19 protein-coding genes are annotated in these 18,000 nt (G+C 68.5%); 8 read left to right on the top strand and 11 right to left on the bottom strand.

The window, feature by feature from the left end:
- Positions 1-16 precede the first annotated feature (16 nt).
- The 4 genes from OPU70_RS06450 to OPU70_RS06435 form a co-directional block, all read right to left on the bottom strand.
- Entirely contained in the window at positions 17-532 is a 516-nt protein-coding gene (locus tag OPU70_RS06450) for a flagellar basal body-associated FliL family protein (protein WP_052492983.1), read from the bottom strand.
- Between the two features lie 503 nt (positions 533-1,035).
- Complete coding sequence (locus OPU70_RS06445) at positions 1,036-1,839, bottom strand: GntR family transcriptional regulator (protein WP_042541358.1); 804 nt, start codon at positions 1,837-1,839, stop codon at positions 1,036-1,038.
- A 1-nt stretch (position 1,840) separates the two neighbouring features.
- Positions 1,841-2,245 carry a D-ribose pyranase gene (gene rbsD, locus OPU70_RS06440; protein ID WP_042541360.1) on the bottom strand — a complete coding sequence of 135 codons (405 nt, stop codon included), beginning with the start codon at positions 2,243-2,245 and terminating at the stop codon, positions 1,841-1,843.
- 19 nt (positions 2,246-2,264) lie between these two features.
- Positions 2,265-3,215 carry a ribokinase gene (locus OPU70_RS06435; RefSeq protein ID WP_042541361.1) on the bottom strand — a complete coding sequence of 317 codons (951 nt, stop codon included), beginning with the start codon at positions 3,213-3,215 and terminating at the stop codon, positions 2,265-2,267.
- A gap of 107 nt (positions 3,216-3,322) precedes the next feature.
- Between OPU70_RS06435 and OPU70_RS06430 the strand changes: the two genes are divergently transcribed.
- The gene (locus OPU70_RS06430; protein ID WP_475435138.1) at positions 3,323-3,985 is read left to right on the top strand and encodes a transaldolase family protein; all 663 of its coding nucleotides are present in this window, start codon (positions 3,323-3,325) and stop codon (positions 3,983-3,985) included.
- 16 nt (positions 3,986-4,001) lie between these two features.
- Here OPU70_RS06430 and OPU70_RS06425 read toward each other — a convergent pair whose 3' ends face one another.
- Positions 4,002-4,679, bottom strand: a complete 678-nt coding sequence (locus OPU70_RS06425) for a FadR/GntR family transcriptional regulator (protein ID WP_042541364.1) — start codon at positions 4,677-4,679, stop codon at positions 4,002-4,004.
- Between the two features lie 46 nt (positions 4,680-4,725).
- On the opposite strand from OPU70_RS06425, the gene OPU70_RS06420 reads away from it, so the two are divergent.
- On the top strand, positions 4,726-5,706 hold the full coding sequence (locus tag OPU70_RS06420; protein WP_498557369.1) for an amidohydrolase family protein: 981 nt from the start codon (positions 4,726-4,728) through the stop codon (positions 5,704-5,706).
- An 8-nt stretch (positions 5,707-5,714) separates the two neighbouring features.
- Here the strand turns inward: OPU70_RS06420 and OPU70_RS06415 are convergent, their stop codons facing one another.
- Positions 5,715-6,488, bottom strand: coding sequence for an SDR family NAD(P)-dependent oxidoreductase (locus OPU70_RS06415; protein WP_042541366.1), 774 nt, complete (start codon positions 6,486-6,488; stop codon positions 5,715-5,717).
- The gene (locus tag OPU70_RS06410) at positions 6,470-7,330 is read right to left on the bottom strand and encodes a fumarylacetoacetate hydrolase family protein (protein ID WP_498557368.1); all 861 of its coding nucleotides are present in this window, start codon (positions 7,328-7,330) and stop codon (positions 6,470-6,472) included. The genes OPU70_RS06415 and OPU70_RS06410 overlap by 19 nt, the downstream gene beginning before the upstream one ends.
- A 133-nt stretch (positions 7,331-7,463) precedes the next feature.
- Here OPU70_RS06410 and OPU70_RS06405 point away from each other — a divergent pair, with 133 nt between their 5' ends.
- Together OPU70_RS06405 and OPU70_RS06400 are read left to right on the top strand one after the other, a co-directional pair.
- Positions 7,464-8,759: an L-fuconate dehydratase gene (locus OPU70_RS06405; protein WP_042541369.1), complete on the top strand. Its 1,296-nt coding sequence runs from the start codon at positions 7,464-7,466 to the stop codon at positions 8,757-8,759.
- Positions 8,746-9,711 carry an aldo/keto reductase gene (locus OPU70_RS06400; protein WP_042541370.1) on the top strand — a complete coding sequence of 322 codons (966 nt, stop codon included), beginning with the start codon at positions 8,746-8,748 and terminating at the stop codon, positions 9,709-9,711. The genes OPU70_RS06405 and OPU70_RS06400 overlap by 14 nt, the downstream gene beginning before the upstream one ends.
- A 123-nt stretch (positions 9,712-9,834) precedes the next feature.
- On the opposite strand, the gene OPU70_RS06395 is transcribed toward OPU70_RS06400, so the two are convergent.
- A complete protein-coding gene (locus OPU70_RS06395; protein WP_498557367.1) occupies positions 9,835-10,836 on the bottom strand; it encodes a LacI family DNA-binding transcriptional regulator in 1,002 nt (333 codons plus the stop codon).
- A 214-nt stretch (positions 10,837-11,050) separates the two neighbouring features.
- Here OPU70_RS06395 and OPU70_RS06390 point away from each other — a divergent pair, with 214 nt between their 5' ends.
- The 4 genes from OPU70_RS06390 (at position 11,051) to OPU70_RS06375 (ending at position 15,691) form a co-directional block, all read left to right on the top strand.
- Positions 11,051-11,920, top strand: coding sequence for a sugar phosphate isomerase/epimerase family protein (locus tag OPU70_RS06390; RefSeq protein ID WP_498557366.1), 870 nt, complete (start codon positions 11,051-11,053; stop codon positions 11,918-11,920).
- Between the two features lie 188 nt (positions 11,921-12,108).
- The gene (locus OPU70_RS06385; RefSeq protein ID WP_079113648.1) at positions 12,109-13,611 is read left to right on the top strand and encodes a sugar ABC transporter ATP-binding protein; all 1,503 of its coding nucleotides are present in this window, start codon (positions 12,109-12,111) and stop codon (positions 13,609-13,611) included.
- Positions 13,611-14,642, top strand: coding sequence for an ABC transporter permease (locus OPU70_RS06380; RefSeq protein ID WP_194285966.1), 1,032 nt, complete (start codon positions 13,611-13,613; stop codon positions 14,640-14,642). The genes OPU70_RS06385 and OPU70_RS06380 overlap by 1 nt, the downstream gene beginning before the upstream one ends.
- Before the next feature lie 47 nt (positions 14,643-14,689).
- Complete coding sequence (locus OPU70_RS06375; protein WP_042541376.1) at positions 14,690-15,691, top strand: ABC transporter substrate-binding protein; 1,002 nt, start codon at positions 14,690-14,692, stop codon at positions 15,689-15,691.
- A gap of 63 nt (positions 15,692-15,754) precedes the next feature.
- Here the strand turns inward: OPU70_RS06375 and OPU70_RS06370 are convergent, their stop codons facing one another.
- From OPU70_RS06370 to OPU70_RS06360, 3 genes are read right to left on the bottom strand one after another with little or no spacing between them, the layout of a single operon-like run.
- Positions 15,755-16,051, bottom strand: a complete 297-nt coding sequence (locus OPU70_RS06370; RefSeq protein WP_367824314.1) for a putative quinol monooxygenase — start codon at positions 16,049-16,051, stop codon at positions 15,755-15,757.
- Between the two features lie 25 nt (positions 16,052-16,076).
- A complete protein-coding gene (locus OPU70_RS06365; RefSeq protein ID WP_498557365.1) occupies positions 16,077-17,045 on the bottom strand; it encodes a phosphotriesterase family protein in 969 nt (322 codons plus the stop codon).
- Positions 17,045-17,989 (bottom strand): shikimate dehydrogenase family protein, encoded by a 945-nt coding sequence (locus tag OPU70_RS06360; protein ID WP_042541382.1) that lies wholly within the window; start codon positions 17,987-17,989, stop codon positions 17,045-17,047. Before OPU70_RS06360 ends, OPU70_RS06365 begins: the two co-directional genes overlap by 1 nt.
- Between the last annotated feature and the right edge of the window lie 11 nt (positions 17,990-18,000).

Below are 18,000 nucleotides of genomic sequence, written 5' to 3'. Positions count from 1 at the left end.
CGAGCGTAACGCCCCGCTACCTGGCCGTGTAGCCGCCCTCGCCCGTCTCGCCGTCGTACGTGAAGACCTCGTCTTCGAGCGTGATCTGGATGTCGTCGCCGAGCGGCTGTTCAGCGAGCAGGCGCTCTTCGAGCATCGTCATCCGCTCCTCGTACTCCTGCGCCTGCGCCTCATCGACGCCCCAGATCGTCGCGACCTTCATGTCGGTGAGGAAATACAGGAAGGCCGAGACGGCAGTGCGGTTGAACTCGGTGTCGGGGATGCTCTGCCACAGCGCTCCGCTGTCGCGCAGCCGCTTGTACTCGTCGATCTTCGCCTGGAGGACGTCGGCGATCGCGGATGCGTCGGCGTCACCCGGGTCGTCGGACGGCGACTCCTCGGTGGAGGGGTCGTCGGAGGGCTCGCTGGGAGCCGCGGCCGTCGCGGAGGGCATCGGTGCGGCGACCGGCTCGCGCGAACTCATCAGCAGGCTCACGGCCACGCCGACTCCGACGGCGATGATCAGCACGAATGCCGCGACCGCCGCGATCACGATGCCGAGGGTCCTGCCCGAGCGCGAGGGAGGACTCGGCGGTGCGGAGGGGTACGGATACGCCGCGCCAGAGGGAGCGGGAGCCTGCTGGCCCGCCTGGTACGGGGCCGGATACGAGGCGGGCTGCTGAGGCGGGTAGTTCCCGCCCTGTTGCTGGTACTGCCCTGGCGGCTGCTGCGGGTGCTGCCCCGGCTGCCGGCCCGACGCATACGGGGGCAGCGGCGGCGCGACGGGCCCGCCGGGTGCAGGCGGCGGCGACCCGGGAGGTGCGGGTGGCCCACTCAGCGGCGGCGCCAGGGGGACCGACGAAGAGAGATCACCGGGAGCCGCAGTCGGAGGCGGCGGGATGACCGGTTCGGGTTCCGAAGTCGGTGGATGCGCGTCGTCGACCATCGTGTCTGCCCCCCTGCTCGCGTCGCCCGGTGCGACGCATGCTCCGCTGCCAGGCTAGCCGCCTCAGCGCACTCTGCTACCGATCAGTGCCGGTCAGCGAACAGTGCCGGTCAGCGAACAGTGCCGGCGCGCGAGGTGCCGCCGTCGTCGTCGACGTGCAGCAGCGACGCGTGCGACTGCTCCTGCTGCAGCTGGAATTCGAAGCGCGAGCGGTCACCGCGGTGGTGGGCCACGAAGTACTCGATCGGGATGCCGTCGGCGGAACGACTCACACTGCGCAGCCGCAGCAGGGCCGAGCCGGCGCTCACGCCGAGATACTGCGCCTGCTCGTGGGTGGCCACGGTGGCCTCGGCGGAGCGGACGCCGCTGGTGGCCACGATGTCGTGATCGGCGAGCAGTCGATACAGGGATCGCTCCGACAGGTCGACGCCGAGGGTGACGCCGCCGACGGCATCCGGCATCCAGGTCGTGGAGAGCGACCACGGTTCGCCGTCGACGTGACGGAGGCGGTCGAGCACCACGACGGGAGCGCCGACCTCGACCTCGAGGGCCGCCGCGATCTCGTCGTCGGCCAGGGTCTGCTCGTGCCGCAGCACATCGCTGTGCACGTGGCCGCCGCGGCGCTCGACGTCGTCGTACAGACCGACCAGCGTGTGCACCAGGCTCTCGCTGGTGCGCGGGCGGGACACGAAAGTGCCCTTTCCCTTGACCCGCTCGACGAGCCCCTCGTGTTCGAGCTGGGCGAGCGCCTGACGCACGACCGTGCGGGAGATGCCATAGCGCTCGCACAGGCGGTGCTCGCCGGGCAGGGGGTCGCCCGGCTGCAGGCCGTCTCTCGAGATGCCCTCGATGATCAGCTGACGCAGCTGGTCGTACATGGGCGCCGCGGAGTGGCGGTCGATCGTGTCGTTCATGTCAGTACGCCACCCCTGCGTGCAGGATCACATTCGCGTACGGGGTGAACTCTCCCGAGCGCACGAACGCGCGCGCCGAGTGCGTGAGCTTCTTGAACTCGACGTGCGGGATCAGCTCGATCTCGAAATCCTGATCGGCGAAGCGCTCGCGCAGCGCGGCGAGCACCTCGGGGCTCTTCTCGGCCACCTCCGCAGAGACGGTCGCGCCCTCGACGACGAGCTCGGCGAGCACGGTGTCGAGCACGTCGAAGAACGCCGGGGCCCCGGGGCGGTAGGCGAGGTCGATGCGCTCGGACCCCGGCGGAATCGGCAGCCCCGCATCGGTCACCACCAGCAGGTCGGTGTGTCCGGTCTCGCTGATCACGCGCGAGAGGGCGGGGTTGATGGTCGTCGCTGTCTTGCGCATGATGTCTCCTCGGGGGATGTCAGTGGGCGTCTCGTGCGGCCAGGAATGCTTCGACCTCGGCGCGCAGCGGCAGGCTCGGCGAGGCGCCCTGCTTCGTGACGGCGAGCGCGCCGGCGGCCGTGGCGATGCGCACGGCATCCGTCAGCTCCAGGCCGTTCGCCAGCGCCGCACCGAGATATCCGGCGTAGGCGTCGCCCGCGGCTGTGGTGTCGACGGCCTCGACCGGGAACGGGGGGATGACGGATGCTCCGGCTGCCGTCACGACGCACGAGCCTTGACCGGCGAGCGTGATCACGGCCGCGTCGACCCCGCGGTCGAGGAACCAGCGGCCCGCGAGCGCGGCGGACGCGGCATCCGTCACCTCGATGCCGCTGAGCACCGAGGCCTCGGTCTCATTCGGGGTCACGATGTCGATGTTCGCCCACACCGCGTCGTCGAGCGGAGCGGCGGGTGCCGGGTCGAGGATGACGGTCATGCCGTGCTCGCGTCCCCGCGACGTGATGTGCGCGGTGAGGGCCGACGGGGTCTCCAGCTGAGTGAGCAGCACCGAGGTGGTGGGCGCGAGGGCGGTGAGCGCCGCATCGATCTGCTCGGTGCTCAGGGCGGCGTTCGCGAGCGGCACCATGACGATGTCGTTCTGCGCCGAGGCGTCGACGCGGATGTGGGCGATGCCGGTCGGCCCGGGCACGGTGCGCAGGTGGGCGAGATCGACGCCGGCGTCGCTCAGGCCAGTGACGACGAGGTCGTGGAAGAGGTCGTCGCCGACGCATCCGACGAAGCTCGTGCGTGCTCCGGATCGTCCGGCTGCGACGGCCTGGTTGGCGCCCTTGCCGCCGAGCATCAGGGTGAACTCGTCTCCGAGGATGGTCTCGCCGCGGGCCGGGAGCCGGGTCGAGAAGGTCGTCACGTCTGCGGTCACACTGCCGACGATGACGACGCCGGTGCGATCGGGCGAGGTGGCGGCTGTCATGGCACTCCTGATCGTCGTCGATGCGGGGTGCTTTGACATCCTCCGCGGCTGTCATTACATTAGCCGAATCCGAACCTGTAACGACAGGTTGTGCACAAGGAGACCCGATGACCGCGCTGGCCCCCCGTCTCTATGTCGACAGCGCGGACGTCGACCGCGTCTCGTCGCTCCTCGCCGCGGGCGTCGTGCACGGCGTCACCACCAACCCGACGATCCTCGAGCGCGGCGGTCGCACCGCAGCCGAGATCCCCGAGCTCTACGCCCGCTGGGCAGGCGAGGGTGCACGCGAGATCTTCTTCCAGACGTGGGGCGGCGACGCTTCATCCTTGCTCCGCAACGCCGAGGGCATCAGGGCGCTCGGCGACCGGGTGGTCGTGAAGGTGCCCGCGACGCGCGACGGTTTCGCCGCGGCATCCGCTCTGGTGCGCGACGGCGCGACCGTGCTCGTCACCGCTGTGTACTCGGTCGCCCAGGCGCTGGTGTGCGCCTCGATCGGCGCGCAGTACATCGCTCCCTACCTCGGACGCATGCGGGATGCCGGCATCGACGGCGACGCCGTGATCGCCCGCATGCAGGGGATGTGCGCGGGGAGCGATTCGAACGTGCTCGCCGCGAGCCTGCGGTCGCCCGACGACATCACCGGCCTGCGTCTCGCCGGGGTGCCGTACTTCACCGCGGCACCGGACGTGATCGAGCAGATGCTGTTCCACGGGGTCAGCGACAGCTCGGCGGCGGAGTTCGACGCGGCGATGGTGCGACTCGGGGCCTGAGGCGCGCCGATCGCTCTCAGGCGGTGGCCGCCTGACGCAGCCACCGCTCGACGCCGGCGATGTGCGCGGTGGCGAGCGAGGTCGCGAGGCCCGAATCGCGGCGGGCGATGGCGTCGGCGATCGCCCGATGCTCCGACAGCGTGCGCTCGACGGCTCCGCCCTCGGTGAGCCCCCGCCACACGCGGGCGCGCACGGTCTGGCTGCTCAGGTGCTCGATGAGGCTGGCGAGATAGGCATTGCCCGCCATGCCGACGATCTCGCGATGGAAGCGGATGTCGTGCTCGACGAGCTCCTCGATGCTCACCGTCGAATCGATGGATTCGACCTCGCGCTCGAGATCGGCGATCGCCTCGTCGGTGCCGAGGGTGGCCGCGAGGCCGGTCGCCTGCGACTCCAGCATCCGTCGCACGGCGAAGATCTCGAGCATCGAGTCGTCGTCGTGCATGTCGACGACGAACGAGATCGCCTCGAGCAGCAGGTGGGGTTCGAGACTGGTGACATAGGTGCCGTCGCCCCGTCGCACGTCGAGCACCCGGATCACCTCGAGCGCCTTCACCGCCTCGCGCATCGAGTTGCGCGACAGGCCGAGGCGTTCGGACAGCTCTTTCTCGGGAGGAAGCCGATCGCCGGGGGCGAGCTCGCCCGAGACGATCATCGCCTTGATCTTCTCGATCGCGTCGTCAGTCACTGCCATGGCGTCATCCTAACCATTCATCGGATGTCTGCGGCAGGATGGAGGCATGCGCGTACTCGATTCGCACCTGCATCTCTGGGATCCCGAGCTTCTGCACTACACCTGGCTCGAAGGCCCGCTCGCCTGGCTGTTCGGTGAGACCGAGATCGAGCACGCGCGAATAGGGAACGCGACCTCCGAAAGAGCGGTCTTCGTGCAGGCCGAGACCATCGAAGACGACTTCCTCGACGAGGTGCGCTGGGTGGCGAGTCTGGCCGCCCGCATCGGAGTGGTCGGAATCGTCGCCGGCGCTCGTCTCGATCGCGGCACCGACACGACCGCCCACCTTGAAGGCCTTGCGGCCGAGCCGCTCGTGGTCGGCGTGCGGCACAACCTGCAGGGCGAGCCAGACGGGCTGGCGGTGTCGGCCGCCTTCGTGACCGGCGCCCGCGAGGTCGCAGCGCACGGGTGGGCCTTCGACGCCTGCATCCGTGCATCCCAGCTTCCCGAGGTCGCCCGTCTCGCGGGGGCAGTGCCCGAGCTGCGGATCGTGCTCGATCACCTGGGCAAGCCGCAGGTCGGCACCGCGGATGCTCCGGTCGCGCCGACGATGGAATGGGAGCGGGATCTCGACGACCTCGCACGGCATCCGAACGTGCTGTGCAAGCTGTCGGGGCTTCCGGCCGAGGCCGGGGGCGACTGGTCGGCTGAGCAGATGCATCCGTTCCTCGACGCCGCAGCCGACGCGTTCGGCGCCGAGCGACTGATGTGGGGCAGTGACTGGCCGGTCTCGGTCATCGGCCCCGCCGAAGCGGACGACCCGTATGCCAACGAAGACGGAACCCCGATGTACCAGCCCACGGCGCGCAGTCGGTGGGCGGATGCCGTGAGCGGCTGGGCCGAGCGCCGCGGACACGACGTCGACGCGATCATGTGGCGCAACGCCGAGGAGTTCTATCGCGTCGGCGCCAGGCCCCTGCGCGAGGACGCTCGGGAGGAGCGGCCTCGTCGCGGTTTCCTGGGATGGCTGCGGGGCGACCGCGCGTAGCGGCCGACTCAGCTGCCGACGGGGCGGAGGCGCAGCTGCGCCATGCCGCCGTCGACCTCGATGAACGTGCCGGTGGTCGACCCCGCGGCGGGGCTCACGAGGTAGGCCACAGCCGCTGCGACCTCGTCGGGCGAGACCAGACGACCGTGCGGCTGGCGGGCCTCGAGAGCGGCACGCTCGGCGGCCGGGTCGGAGGCCGAGTCGAGCAGGCGCCCGACCCAGGGGGTGTCGGCGGTGCCGGGGTTCACGGCGTTGACGCGGATGCCGTCGCGCAGGTGGTCGGCTGCCATGGCGCGCGTCAGGGCCGAGACGGCGCCCTTCGACGCGCTGTACAGAGCGCGCTGCGGCAGCCCGGTGGTCGAGGCGATGGATGCCGTGTTGCACACGGCCGCGCTCGGCGACCTCTTGAGCCAGGGCAGCGCTGCCGAGGTGACGCGGGCGATGCCGGTGACGTTGATCGAGAGCACTCGCGCCCACTCGTCGTCGTCATTCGCGCTGATGTCGCCCTGTGCGCCGACCCCGGCGTTGTTGACGACGATGTCGATGCGCCCGAACCTCTCGGCGACGGCGGCCACGGCCGCATCCACCGATGCGCGGTCTGACACATCGGCCGTGAACGCGGCGAACGCGGCATCCGCTCCTGAGGTGTCGCGATCGAGCACCGCGATCTGGGCGCCGTCGGCGTGCAGTCGGGCAGCGACCGCCGCGCCGATTCCTGATGCGCCGCCGGTGACGATCGCGACCAGTCCGTCGAGTGTGCTGCTCACTTCTGTGCCTCCCATGCCACGAACTCCTGGCGCTGGTGCCCGAGCCCTTCGATCTCGATCTCGACGACGTCGCCGGCCCTGAGGTACGGGAACTTGCCGCCGAACGCGACGCCCTGCGGGGTGCCCGTGAGGATCAGGTCGCCGGGCTCGAGAGTGACGTACTGCGACAGGTGGTGCACGATCACACGCACGTCGAAGATCATGTCGTCGGTGTTCGAGTCCTGTCGCGCGTCGCCGTTGACCCAGCTGCGCAGCTGCAGATCGTCGACGTCGACCTCGTCGGGGGTGACCAGCCACGGGCCGGTCGGGTTGAAGCCCGGGGCGATCTTGCCCTTCGACCACTGCCCTCCGGAGACCTCCATCTGGAAGGCGCGCTCGGACACGTCGTTCGCCGTGACGTAGCCCGCGATGTGCGCGTCGGCATCGTCGGGTGAATCCAGGTAGGCGGCGCGAGCACCGATGACGATGCCGAGCTCGACCTCCCAGTCGGTCTTCTCGCTGCCGCGGGGGATCGTGACCGCATCGTTCGGACCGACGACCGTGTTCGGCGTCTTCAGGAACATGATCGGCACGGTCGGCGGCTCGGAGCCCGACTCGCGGGCGTGCGCGGCGTAGTTCTGGCCGATGCAGATGACGGCGCTCGGGCGCGCGATCGGCGCTCCGATGCGCATCGCTGCGGCATCCTCGAGCACGGGGAGCTCGTCGGCGGCGCGGGCGGCGTCGATCCGCGCGCGGAAGTCACCGGCGAGGAAGTCGCCATTGACATCGGATGTCACCGACCTCAGATCGAGGTAGCGCTCACCGTCGACGAGGACGGGGATCTCGGCGCCGGGAGTGCCTAGCCGTGCGAACTTCATGTCTCTCCTGATCACTGAGGATTCTGTGTTGCGGGGCGCGCCATGGTGGCCCGTCTCGTTGACAGTATAGACATCGGATGTTTACACTCCAAGAGATCTGCACGAATCCCCACCCCGTGCACGAGAGGACCCCGTGAGCCGCATCGTCGCCCTCGACACGACCGACATCCGCTTCCCCACGTCGCTGAGTCTGGACGGATCGGATGCCATGAATCCCGATCCCGACTACTCGGCCGCGTACGTGATCGTGCGCACCGACGCCGAGGACGGCATCGACGGCCACGCCTTCGTCTTCACCATCGGGCGAGGCAACGACGTGCAGGTCGCCGCGATCGACGCGCTCGCCGGGCACCTCGTCGGGCGCGAGATCGAGCCGCTGCTCGACGACATGGGCACGACGTTCCGCGACATCATCGGCGACTCGCAGCTGCGGTGGCTGGGGCCCGAGAAGGGCGTCATGCACATGGCGATCGGCGCGGTCATCAACGCGCTCTGGGACATCAAGGCGAAGCGCGCGGGTCTGCCGCTCTGGCAGCTCCTCGCACGGATGACGCCGGAGGAGCTGGTCGACCTCGTCGACTTCCGCTACCTCACCAATGCGCTCACGCGCGAGGACGCGCTCGAGATCCTGCGTGCCGCAGAGCCGGGCCGCATCGAGCGCGAACGAGAGCTGCTGGCCACCGGGTATCCGGGATACACGACGAGCCCCGGCTGGCTCGGCTACTCCGACGAGAAGCTCGAGCGGCTCGCCCGCGAGGCGATGGCCGACGGCTTCACCCAGATCAAGCTCAAGGTCGGTGCCGACCTCGACGACGACATCCGCCGCTTCCGCAAGGCGCGCGAGGTCTGCGGACCCGACTTCCCGATCGCGATCGATGCGAACCAGCGCTGGGAGGTGTCGGAGGCGATCGAATGGGTCAACGCGCTCGCCGAGTTCCACCCCGCCTGGATCGAGGAGCCGACCAGCCCCGACGATGTGCTCGGTCACGCCGAGATCGCCAGGGGAGTCGCGCCCATCCGCGTCGCGACCGGTGAGCACGCGCAGAACCGCGTCATCTTCAAGCAGCTGCTGCAGGCCGAGGCGATCGCGGTCATGCAGATCGACGCCGTGCGCGTCGCGGGCGTGAACGAGAACATCGCCAACCTGCTGCTCGCGGCGAAGTTCGGGGTGCCCGTCTGTCCGCATGCCGGCGGGGTCGGCCTGTGCGAGGCCGTGCAGCACCTGTCGATGTTCGACTTCGTCGCCGTCACGGGCACGCGCGAAGGCCGCATGATCGAGTTCGTCGATCACCTGCACGAGCACTTCGTGATCCCGACCGACATCCAGGGCGGCTCGTACATGGCGCCGACTGCGCCGGGCTCCGGCATGGAGATGAAGGCCGAGAGCATCGCCGCCTACACGTGGAAGGGACAGCATGTCGGCGTCTGAGGCTCTGGCGGTCCCCGCTCTCGGGTACGGGGCGGCGAACGTCGGCAATCTGTTCCGCCCGCTGAGCGACGACGAGTCGTGGGCGATCCTGGAGGCGGCGTGGGACAGCGGCATCCGCTACTTCGACACGGCTCCGCACTACGGGCTCGGACTCTCGGAGCGACGCCTGGGCGCATTCCTGCAGACCAAGCCGCGTGAGGAGTACGTGCTGTCGACGAAGGTCGGCCGGCTGCTGCGACCGAACCCCGACCACGACGGCGGGCTCGACACCGCGAACGACTTCCACGTGCCCGACGATCTGCAGCGCGTGTGGGACTTCTCGGACGACGGGATCCGTGCCGGTCTCGACGAGTCGCGCGAGCGGCTGGGCATCGAGCAGATCGATCTGGTCTATCTGCACGACCCCGAGCGGCATGACCTCGACCTCGCGCTCGCCGAGGCGCTTCCGGCGCTCGAGCAGCTGCGCTCTGACGGGCAGGTGTCGGCGATCGGGATCGGCTCGATGGTGTCGGACGCGCTCGCCGCATCGGTGCGCTCGGCCGACCTCGACCTGATCATGGTCGCCGGTCGCTACACGCTGCTCGAGCAGCCCGCCGCTGCCGAGGTGCTGCCCGCCTGTCGTGAGACCGGCACCGGCATCGTGGCGGCATCGGTGTTCAACTCCGGCCTGCTGGCGTCGAGCGAGCCGCGCCGTGACGGTCGCTACGAGTACGGTCAGCTGCCCGACGAGCTGTGGGAGAGGCTGCTGCGCATCGCCCGCGTGTGCGCCGACCACGCCGTGCCGCTGCCCGCCGCGGCCATCCAGTTTCCGCTGCAGTCCGACGTCGTGCGGTCGGTGGTCGTCGGGGGCAGTCGGCCGGCGCAGCTTCGTCAGAATGCCGAGTATGCGGCGCTCGAGATCCCGGCGGCGCTGTGGGATGAGCTCGCGGCGGAAGGGCTGATTCCGGCCTGAGTCGAGCTGCGCGCGTCGACAGCTCAGCAGGAACCGCCCCGGGAGAGCGGGTTCCGGCCGGCGGTATCGGTTTCAGCTCGCGTTCATGCTGAATTGTGCACCGGGTGGGCGCGGCGAGCGGACTCAGCGACCGACGGTCGACTCGCGGACGACGAGCTCGGCGGCGAACGGCGTCGGGGCGGGGAGTGCAGCCGCCGGATCGGCGAGCTGTCGGATCAGCGCCGCACCCGCCGCCCGTCCGATCTCGTACCCGGGCTGCCGCACGCTCGTCAGCGGCACGACGCTCTGATGCGCCTGCGCGACGTCGTCGAAGCCGACGAGCGCGATCTCGTCGGGCACGCGGATGCCGTGACGCAGCAGTTGAGTCATCACGCCGATCGCCACCATGTCGTTCGCCGCGAAGATCGCGTCGGGCCTGTCGTCTGCAGGGAGCGCGAGGATGCGTTCGGCGACCTCGAGGCCGTCTTCCGTCGTGAGATGCGGCACGTCGAACACCTCGACCGTGGCGTCCGAGCCGGTGACGGCGTCGCGCAGCCCCTGCAGCCGGTCGTTCGACTGACTGACGCTCGGCGCCCCGAGGAACAGGATGCGGCGGCGTCCGATCGCCAGCAGGTGCTCACCCGCGAGGCGGCCGCCGCCGCGGTCGTCGAAGAGGACGGAGCCGACGGTCGGGGAGTCGGGGATGGGCCCGACCACCACCGAGCGGATGCCGCGGTCGGCGAGCTGCTCGAGCCGGGGCACCACGTCTTCGAGCGGATAGATCACGATGCCCTGCACCCGATGCGCCTCGAACATGTCGATGTTGCGATGCTCGGTGTCGGCGTCGCGGTTGCTGTTGCTGAAGAACAGCGACCAGCCGCCCTCGCGGGCGACGTCCTCGACACCGCGCGAGAGCTCGTGGAAGTACGGCAGCCAGGCGTCGAGGAGGATCAGCGCGAGCGCCTTGCTCGACCCCGCGCGCAGCTGTCGTGCGGATTCGTTCGGTACGTAGCCGAGCTGTTCGATCGCGGCCCGGACCTTCGCGGCGCTCGATTCGCCCAGCACGTGAGGGTGGTTGAGGTAGTTCGAGACGGTCGAGGAGGAGACCCCGGCGAGGGCGGCGACATCTTTGACGCTGGCGGGCATGGAGCTCCTTGTCGGCTGCGCCGGTGCGCTCGTGCGCGGGGACCACTGCGCACCGGCGCGGCACCGACGAGTCCACAGTAGCCGAGCAGTTGGCACGTGCCAAGAAAGTTCTTGACAGCCCCGTACGACCCCGCGTACCGTGACCTGAACGCGGACTTGGCACGTGCCAAATCCCAGAGGCGATGGTGCCCCACACCCGTCTCCGAGAGGTCTCATGAACATCGGATGCCACGGGCTCGTCTGGACCGGACACTTCGATGCCGACGGCATCCGACTCTCGGTGGAGCAGACGAAGGCGGCAGGCTTCGACCTGATCGAGTTCCCGCTCATGGATCCGTTCACGTTCGATGTCGCCGCCGCGAAGGAGGCGCTCGAAGAGCACGACCTCGCCGTCAGCGCCTCGCTCGGTCTCTCGGGGGCGACGGATGTGACCAGTTCTGATCCGGCAGTCGTCGCCGCGGGGGAGGCGCTGCTGATGAAGGCCGTCGATGTGCTGGCCGAGCTGGGCGGCCGGCACTTCTGCGGAGTGATCTACAGCGCGATGCAGAAGTACATGGACCCGGTGACGACAGAAGGGCTCGAGAGCAGCCGTCGCACCATCGCCCGCGTCGCGGATCACGCGGCCGAGCGAGGGATCTCGGTCTCGCTCGAGGTCGTGAACCGCTATGAGACCAACGTGCTGAACACCGCGCGGCAGGCATTCGCCTACCTCGCGGAGGTCGATCGGCCGAACCTCGGCATCCACCTCGACACGTACCACATGAACATCGAGGAGTCGGATATGTTCGCGCCGGTCCTCGATGCCGCACCCGCCCTCCGATACGTGCACATCGGCGAGAGCCACCGCGGCTATCTCGGCACCGGAACGGTCGACTTCGACAACTTCTTCAAGGCGCTGGGGCGCATCGGCTATGACGGCCCGATCGTGTTCGAGTCGTTCTCCTCGGCGGTGGTCGCCCCCGACCTCAGCCGGATGCTCGGCATCTGGCGCAACCTGTGGACCGACAACGTCGAGCTCGGTGCGCACGCCAACGCCTACATCCGCGACAAGCTCGTCGCGGTCGACTCGATCAGGCTGCACTGACCCAGCGCAGGCCGCTCGAGATCCAGACCCGTTGTCAACTTGTTATTACAGGTCTTCCCATCCGAACAAGTCTTAGTTACATTTAGATACAACTTGCGCAGGGTGGGGCGCAGGACGCAGAATTGATCCGATGTTTCCAGGCCCGACTGGAATATCGCATAACGACCTTCAAGGAAGCAGGTGAGCACATGAGTGACCCCATTCTCAGAGTCGAGGGGATCAGCAAGGGATTCCCCGGTGTGCAGGCTCTCAAGGACGTGCACCTCGAGGTGCGGGCCGGCGAAGTGCTGGTGCTCGTGGGCGAGAACGGCGCGGGCAAGTCGACTCTGATGAAGATCCTCTCGGGGATCTACACCAAGGACGAGGGCACGATCACCTTCGAGGGCCGGGAGGTCGAGCTCACCAGCCCCCTGCAGGCGCAGCAGCTCGGCATCACGATCATCCATCAGGAACTCAACCTGATGCCCGACCTCACCGTTGCGCAGAACATCTACGTGGGGCGCGAGCCCACGACCGGTCCCTTCCTGTCGGAGCGCAAGCTCAACGCGCAGACCGCCGCGCTGCTGCAGCGTCTCGACATCAGACTGAACCCGCGGCAGCTCGTGGGCGAGCTCACGGTGGCCGAGCAGCAGATGGTCGAGATCGCCAAAGCGCTCTCGTTCAACGCCAAGGTGCTCATCATGGACGAGCCCACGTCGGCACTCACCGACTCCGAGACCGAGACCCTGTTCGTGCTGATCGAGCAGCTGCGGGCGTCAGGCACCGGCATCGTCTACATCTCGCACCGCATGGACGAGCTGCGGCGCCTCGCCGACCGGGTCACCGTGCTGCGTGACGGCACATACATCGGATCACTGGATAAATCCGAGGTGAGCGTCCCCAAGATCATCGAGATGATGGTCGGCCGCGTGATCGACGAGGGAACCAGACCGCAGGCCCGCGAGCACGCCAACGATCCGATCGTGCTCGATGTGCAGGGGCTCTCGACCAAGAGCCTGCTCACAGACGTGTCGTTCCAACTGCACCGGGGCGAGATCCTCGGCTTCGCCGGGCTCATGGGCGCCGGTCGCACCGAGACGGCCCGGGCCATCATCGGCGCCGACCACCGCGACGGGGGCACCGTGTCGATCGGCGGACGACCGGTGCGCATCGCTCAGCCGGCGGATGCCGTCAAGCACGGCGTCGGCTACCTCTCGGAGGACCGCAAGCTGCTCGGGCTGATGCTCGAGCAGGACGTCACCTTCAACACCGTGCTCGCCTCACTCGGGTCGTATGCCAACGCGATCGGCTGGATGGGCGACGGCAAGGCGAAGAACCGCACCAAGGACTACGTCCAGCAGCTGCGCGTCAAGACGCCCTCGGTCAACCAGGTCGTCAAGCTGCTGTCGGGAGGCAACCAGCAGAAGGTCGTCATCGCCCGGTGGCTGATGCGCGACTGCGACATCCTCATCTTCGACGAGCCGACGCGAGGAATCGACGTCGGCGCCAAGGAAGAGATCTACCGCCTGATGCAGCAGCTCGCTGATCAGGGAAAGTCCATCATCGTCATCTCGTCGGAGCTGCCGGAGATCCTCCGTGTCGCGAACCGCATCGCGGTCTTCGCGAACGGGCGCATCACCGGCACGCTCCGCAACGAGGACGCCAGCCAGGAGAAGATCATGCAACTCGCAGCCCACGGAGAGGAAGACTGATGAGCGCTCCGCAGAACGGGTCGTCGACGACGACGATCATCCAGACGGCTCTCGATGAGAACACCGACAAGCGCGACGTGGTCGGCTTCCTGAAGCGTCAGGTGCAGCAGTCCCTCGCATTCGGCACCCTGATCGTGCTCGTGATCTTCTTCTCGATCGCCAGCCCGAACTTCTTCACCTTCAGCAACATCGCGACCGTGCTGCTCTCGACCGCGGTCATCGGCATCCTCGCCCTCGGCACGACGTTCGTCATCATCACCGGCGGCATCGACCTGTCGATCGGAACCGGCATGGCCCTGTGTGCCGTGATGACGGGTGTCATCGTCACCAATCTCGGCCTGCCGGTCTGGCTCGGCGTGATCGGCGGCATCGCGACCGGTGTGCTGATGGGCCTCGTGAACGGCATCAACATCACATTCCTGCGGCTGCCCCCGTTCATCGCGACCCTCGCGATGATGATGATCGCCGGAGGCCTCGCCCTCGTCATCTCCAACGTCGCGCCGATCTACTTCTCGACCTCGGCACCGGACTTCAAGAAGATCGCGCTCGGCGTGATCATCCCCGGCATCCCGAACGCCGTGCTGATCACCGCCGCGCTCGCGATCGTCGCCTGGCTGGTGCTGTCGAAGACGCTCCTGGGCCGGTACACCTTCGCGATCGGCTCGAACGAGGAGGCCACGCGCCTCTCTGGCGTCAACACGCGACGCTGGACGATCTTCATCTACATGTTCGCGGGAGCCTTCACCGGCATCGCGGGCATCGTGATCGCCGCCCGTCTCGACTCGGCACAGCCGCAGATCGGCACCGGGTACGAGCTGCAGGCCATCGCGGCCGTCATCATCGGCGGCACCTCGCTGCTCGGCGGGCGCGGGTCGATCCTGGGCACCGTGATCGGCGCGCTGATCATGAGCGTGCTCGTCAACGGACTGCGCATCATGTCGATCCAGACGGAGTGGCAGAACATCGTCGTCGGCGTCGTCGTGCTGCTGGCCGTGTTCCTCGACTCGCTGCGCAACCGCCAGCACACCTGATCAAGACCTATCCCCCCCACCACCACACAGAGAACAATGGAGTTTCCATGAAATTCGGCAAGAAGACCGCATTCGCGGCACTCGTGGCCGCATCCGCCCTCGTCTTCGCGGGCTGTGCCGGCGGCGGTGACGTCATCGAAGAAGGCAGCGGCGGCGACGGAGGCAGCGGCGACGGCGAGATGTACATCGCCATGGTCTCGAAGGGCTTCCAGCACCAGTTCTGGCAGGCCGTCAAGAAGGGCGCGGAGCAGAAGGCCGAAGAGCTCGGTGTCCGCATCACGTTCGAAGGTCCCGCGGCCGAGACCGAGATCGCACAGCAGCTCGAGATGCTGACCGCCGCGATCGACAAGAACCCGGATGCCATCGCCTACGCAGCCCTCGACCCCGAGGCGTGCGTCGCCCCGCTCGAGCAGGCGAAGTCGAAGGACATCCCCGTGGTCTACTTCGACGCCCCGTGCGACGGCGACGTGGGCCTTAGCCTCTCGGCCACCGACAGCAAGGTCGCCGGCGCGCTGGCCGCCGAGCACATGGCCGACCTGATCGGCGGATCGGGCGAGGTCGCGATCGTCGGCCACTCGCAGATCAACTCGACCGGTGTCGAGCGTCGTGACGGCTTCGTCGAGAAGATCGAGGCGGACTACCCCGACATCGAGATCGTCGACATCCAGTACGGCGACGGCGACCACCTGAAGTCGGCCGACATCGCCAAGACGCTGATCGCGGCGCACCCCGACCTCAAGGGCATCTACGGCACCAACGAGGGCTCGGCCATCGGCGTCGTCAACGCCGTGAACGAGCTGGGTCTCGAGAAGGGCAAGATCACGATCGTCGGCTTCGACTCGGGAGCAGCCCAGATCAACGCGATCAAGGACGGCACGATGGCCGGCGCCATCACGCAGGACCCGATCGGCATCGGCGAGCAGGTCGTGCAGGCGGCCTACGACGCGGCCAACGGCGACTCGGTCGACGAGTTCTACGACACGGGTTCGTACTGGTACGACAGCACCAACCTCGAAGACGAGGACATCGCAGCGGTCCTCTACGAGTGACCCGCTGAGATCACGGAGAAGCCCCTCGCCTTCGGGCGGGGGGCTTCTCTGCGTGCGCGGGGGTCAGATGCGGCGCAGGAAGGTGAGGATCGACGAGGGCTCGACGATGAGCTGCTGCAGGGCCTCGTTGAACGGCACTCCGGCGGGAGCGGCGAGGTGCGCCTGGAAGGCGGCCTCGTCGCGGTAGACCTCGTAGACGAAGAAGCGGTCGGGGTCGTCGACCAGTCGTGTCGCATCGAACACGACGTTGCCCTCTTCCGCGCGCACGATCTCGGCGAAGTCGCGCAGCAGTGCGGCGACGTTGTCGCCCTGCTCGGGGCGCGCGGTGAAGATCGCGTGCAGGATCGTGGGCTCGGCCATGGGAGTGCTCCTCGGAGATGGGGGATCAGGCAGACAGGGTGAGCAGACGCGCGGGGTTGGCGACCAGCATCCTCTCGACTGCATCCTCGCCCACCGCCGACCGCAACCGCGGGAGGCAGCGCTCGCCGAGGTAGGCGAGTCCCGGCATCCCGCCGTACGAGATGTACCGGGTTCGACGGGCGACGTCGCCGCCGAGAAGCACCCGGTCGACCGCGCCGAGCTCGACGACCCGCTCGGTCAGGGCGAGCAGCTCGGCATCCGACCTCGTGCGCGGGCGGGCGAAGCCGTCGTATCCCAGATAGGCGCCGCGCTTGGCGAGCGAGGCGTGCAGGCCGGCGTCCGGGTCTCGGTCGGCATGCGCGAGCACGACACGATCGGATGCCACGCCCTCGGCCTCGAGAAGATCGAGCACCTCGTGGGCGGCGGTGCAGAACTCCAGGTGCACCATGACCGGTGCCCCGGTCGTTCGATGCGCGTCGGCGACCGCGAGCAGCGTCGTGCGCTCGAAGCGGCTGATGCTCCAGTAGTCGACGCCCGCTTTGAGCATCCCGGCGCGCACCACGGCGCCATCGGGTGCTGCCGCACGGGGGACGTCGGGCGTCTCGAACACCAGTGCATCGTCGACGACCATGCCGCGAGTCACCTCGGAGACGAAGAGCTCGGCGAGGCGCTCGACTCCCCACACCTGCAGCGGATGATCCGCACCGTAATGCGCCTCGCGGTGGCGCCCCGTCGTCGCGACGACATGCATGCCGGTTCCTGCGCTGATGCGGGCCACCGCCTCGGGGTCGCGCCCGAGGCCGAACGGAGTGGCATCGACCATCGCCGTGAATCCGCTGGCCTTCAGCAGCGCGGCCTCGCGACCCGACAGGTCTTCGTCGTCGAGCTCGTCGCCGACGAGCAGCGGCGAGATCTGGAACAGATGCTCGTGATAGTTCGTCGCCCCGAGCTGCGCCGGGTCGACGTCGCCGAGCACGGTTCGGATGACGGGCATCAGCGCACCGACTCGGCAGCCTCGGCGAGCCGCTCGACGATCTCGGGGGTGAGGTCGATCTCGAACACGTCGGCGACGACCTGCGACCAGCCGTGGATGAAGTAGCGCCAGCCGTCGATCACGTGCAGTGCGCGCTCGGCCTGCTGCCCGCGCGCCTGGTGCAGGAACTCCAGCGACCCGCGGTAGTTGAACTCCCACACCCACGCGTCGGTCGGGAACACGACGTCGTCGGGCAGCGGCGACCCGGGGCGGTCCTTGCCGAGGCCCGTGGCGTTCACGATCAGCGACCCCGCCGGGGCGGCCGCGACGATCGCCGCGGCATCCTGCACCGTGTCGGTGCGCACGTAGGTGATCAGCCCCTCGGGGGTGCCGTGCTGGCGGTGCACCTCGCGCAGGTGGTCGAGCTTGTCGTCGTCGCGGGCGGTGACGGTGATCTTCGCCGGAGCGTCCGCGCGCTCGGCCAGCGCCCAGCTCAGGGCCGTGCCGGAGCCGCCGGCGCCGAGGATCACGACCTCGGCACCCGTGCGGGCGAAGTGGTCGGTCGGGAGGAAGTCGTTCAGCGCGAGGTCGACCGTGAGAGGGTCCTTGGCGCGGCCGATCAGACGATCGCCCCGCTTCGAGATGCTCGAGATCTCGGAGCACGATACGGCGAACGGGTCGAGCTCGTCGAAGAGGTCGGATGCCGCCGCGAAGACGTTCATCTTGTGAGTCGTGACGAGTGCGCCGCGGTGGTGGGGGTCGTCGCGGATCTGCTCGACCATCGCGACGTACTGCTCAGGGGTGGCATCCATCGGCAGGTCGTGCCCGATGAGGTTCTCGGTGGGGAGCCCCAGCACCTCGGCCCACTTCGGGAACACCTTCATGATCGACGACGAGCCGGTGCTCACGCCGACGAAGCCCATGTAGCCGCCGGTCGTGGTGGCGGGAGTCTCGGTGATGGTCATGGCCTGGTCCT

The sequence above is a fragment of the Microbacterium sp. SWDP-B6 genome, assembly GCF_059803615.1.
The sequence above is the reverse complement of the archived record's forward strand: the minus strand, read 5'-3'. Positions and strand labels throughout refer to the sequence as shown.

What these genes read in the sequence shown, in the direction of transcription:
- OPU70_RS06445 (WP_042541358.1), bottom strand. Translation starts at nt 1,839, where the DNA reads ATGAACGACACGATCGACCGCCACTCCGCGGCGCCCATGTACGACCAG.
- rbsD (WP_042541360.1), bottom strand. Translation starts at nt 2,245, where the DNA reads ATGCGCAAGACAGCGACGACCATCAACCCCGCCCTCTCGCGCGTGATC.
- OPU70_RS06435 (WP_042541361.1), bottom strand. Translation starts at nt 3,215, where the DNA reads ATGACAGCCGCCACCTCGCCCGATCGCACCGGCGTCGTCATCGTCGGC.
- OPU70_RS06430 (WP_475435138.1), top strand. Translation starts at nt 3,323, where the DNA reads ATGACCGCGCTGGCCCCCCGTCTCTATGTCGACAGCGCGGACGTCGAC.
- OPU70_RS06425 (WP_042541364.1), bottom strand. Translation starts at nt 4,679, where the DNA reads ATGGCAGTGACTGACGACGCGATCGAGAAGATCAAGGCGATGATCGTC.
- OPU70_RS06420 (WP_498557369.1), top strand. Translation starts at nt 4,726, where the DNA reads ATGCGCGTACTCGATTCGCACCTGCATCTCTGGGATCCCGAGCTTCTG.
- OPU70_RS06415 (WP_042541366.1), bottom strand. Translation starts at nt 6,488, where the DNA reads ATGGGAGGCACAGAAGTGAGCAGCACACTCGACGGACTGGTCGCGATC.
- OPU70_RS06410 (WP_498557368.1), bottom strand. Translation starts at nt 7,330, where the DNA reads ATGAAGTTCGCACGGCTAGGCACTCCCGGCGCCGAGATCCCCGTCCTC.
- OPU70_RS06400 (WP_042541370.1), top strand. Translation starts at nt 8,746, where the DNA reads ATGTCGGCGTCTGAGGCTCTGGCGGTCCCCGCTCTCGGGTACGGGGCG.
- OPU70_RS06395 (WP_498557367.1), bottom strand. Translation starts at nt 10,836, where the DNA reads ATGCCCGCCAGCGTCAAAGATGTCGCCGCCCTCGCCGGGGTCTCCTCC.
- OPU70_RS06390 (WP_498557366.1), top strand. Translation starts at nt 11,051, where the DNA reads ATGAACATCGGATGCCACGGGCTCGTCTGGACCGGACACTTCGATGCC.
- OPU70_RS06385 (WP_079113648.1), top strand. Translation starts at nt 12,109, where the DNA reads ATGAGTGACCCCATTCTCAGAGTCGAGGGGATCAGCAAGGGATTCCCC.
- OPU70_RS06380 (WP_194285966.1), top strand. Translation starts at nt 13,611, where the DNA reads ATGAGCGCTCCGCAGAACGGGTCGTCGACGACGACGATCATCCAGACG.
- OPU70_RS06375 (WP_042541376.1), top strand. Translation starts at nt 14,690, where the DNA reads ATGAAATTCGGCAAGAAGACCGCATTCGCGGCACTCGTGGCCGCATCC.
- OPU70_RS06370 (WP_367824314.1), bottom strand. Translation starts at nt 16,051, where the DNA reads ATGGCCGAGCCCACGATCCTGCACGCGATCTTCACCGCGCGCCCCGAG.
- OPU70_RS06365 (WP_498557365.1), bottom strand. Translation starts at nt 17,045, where the DNA reads ATGCCCGTCATCCGAACCGTGCTCGGCGACGTCGACCCGGCGCAGCTC.
- OPU70_RS06360 (WP_042541382.1), bottom strand. Translation starts at nt 17,989, where the DNA reads ATGACCATCACCGAGACTCCCGCCACCACGACCGGCGGCTACATGGGC.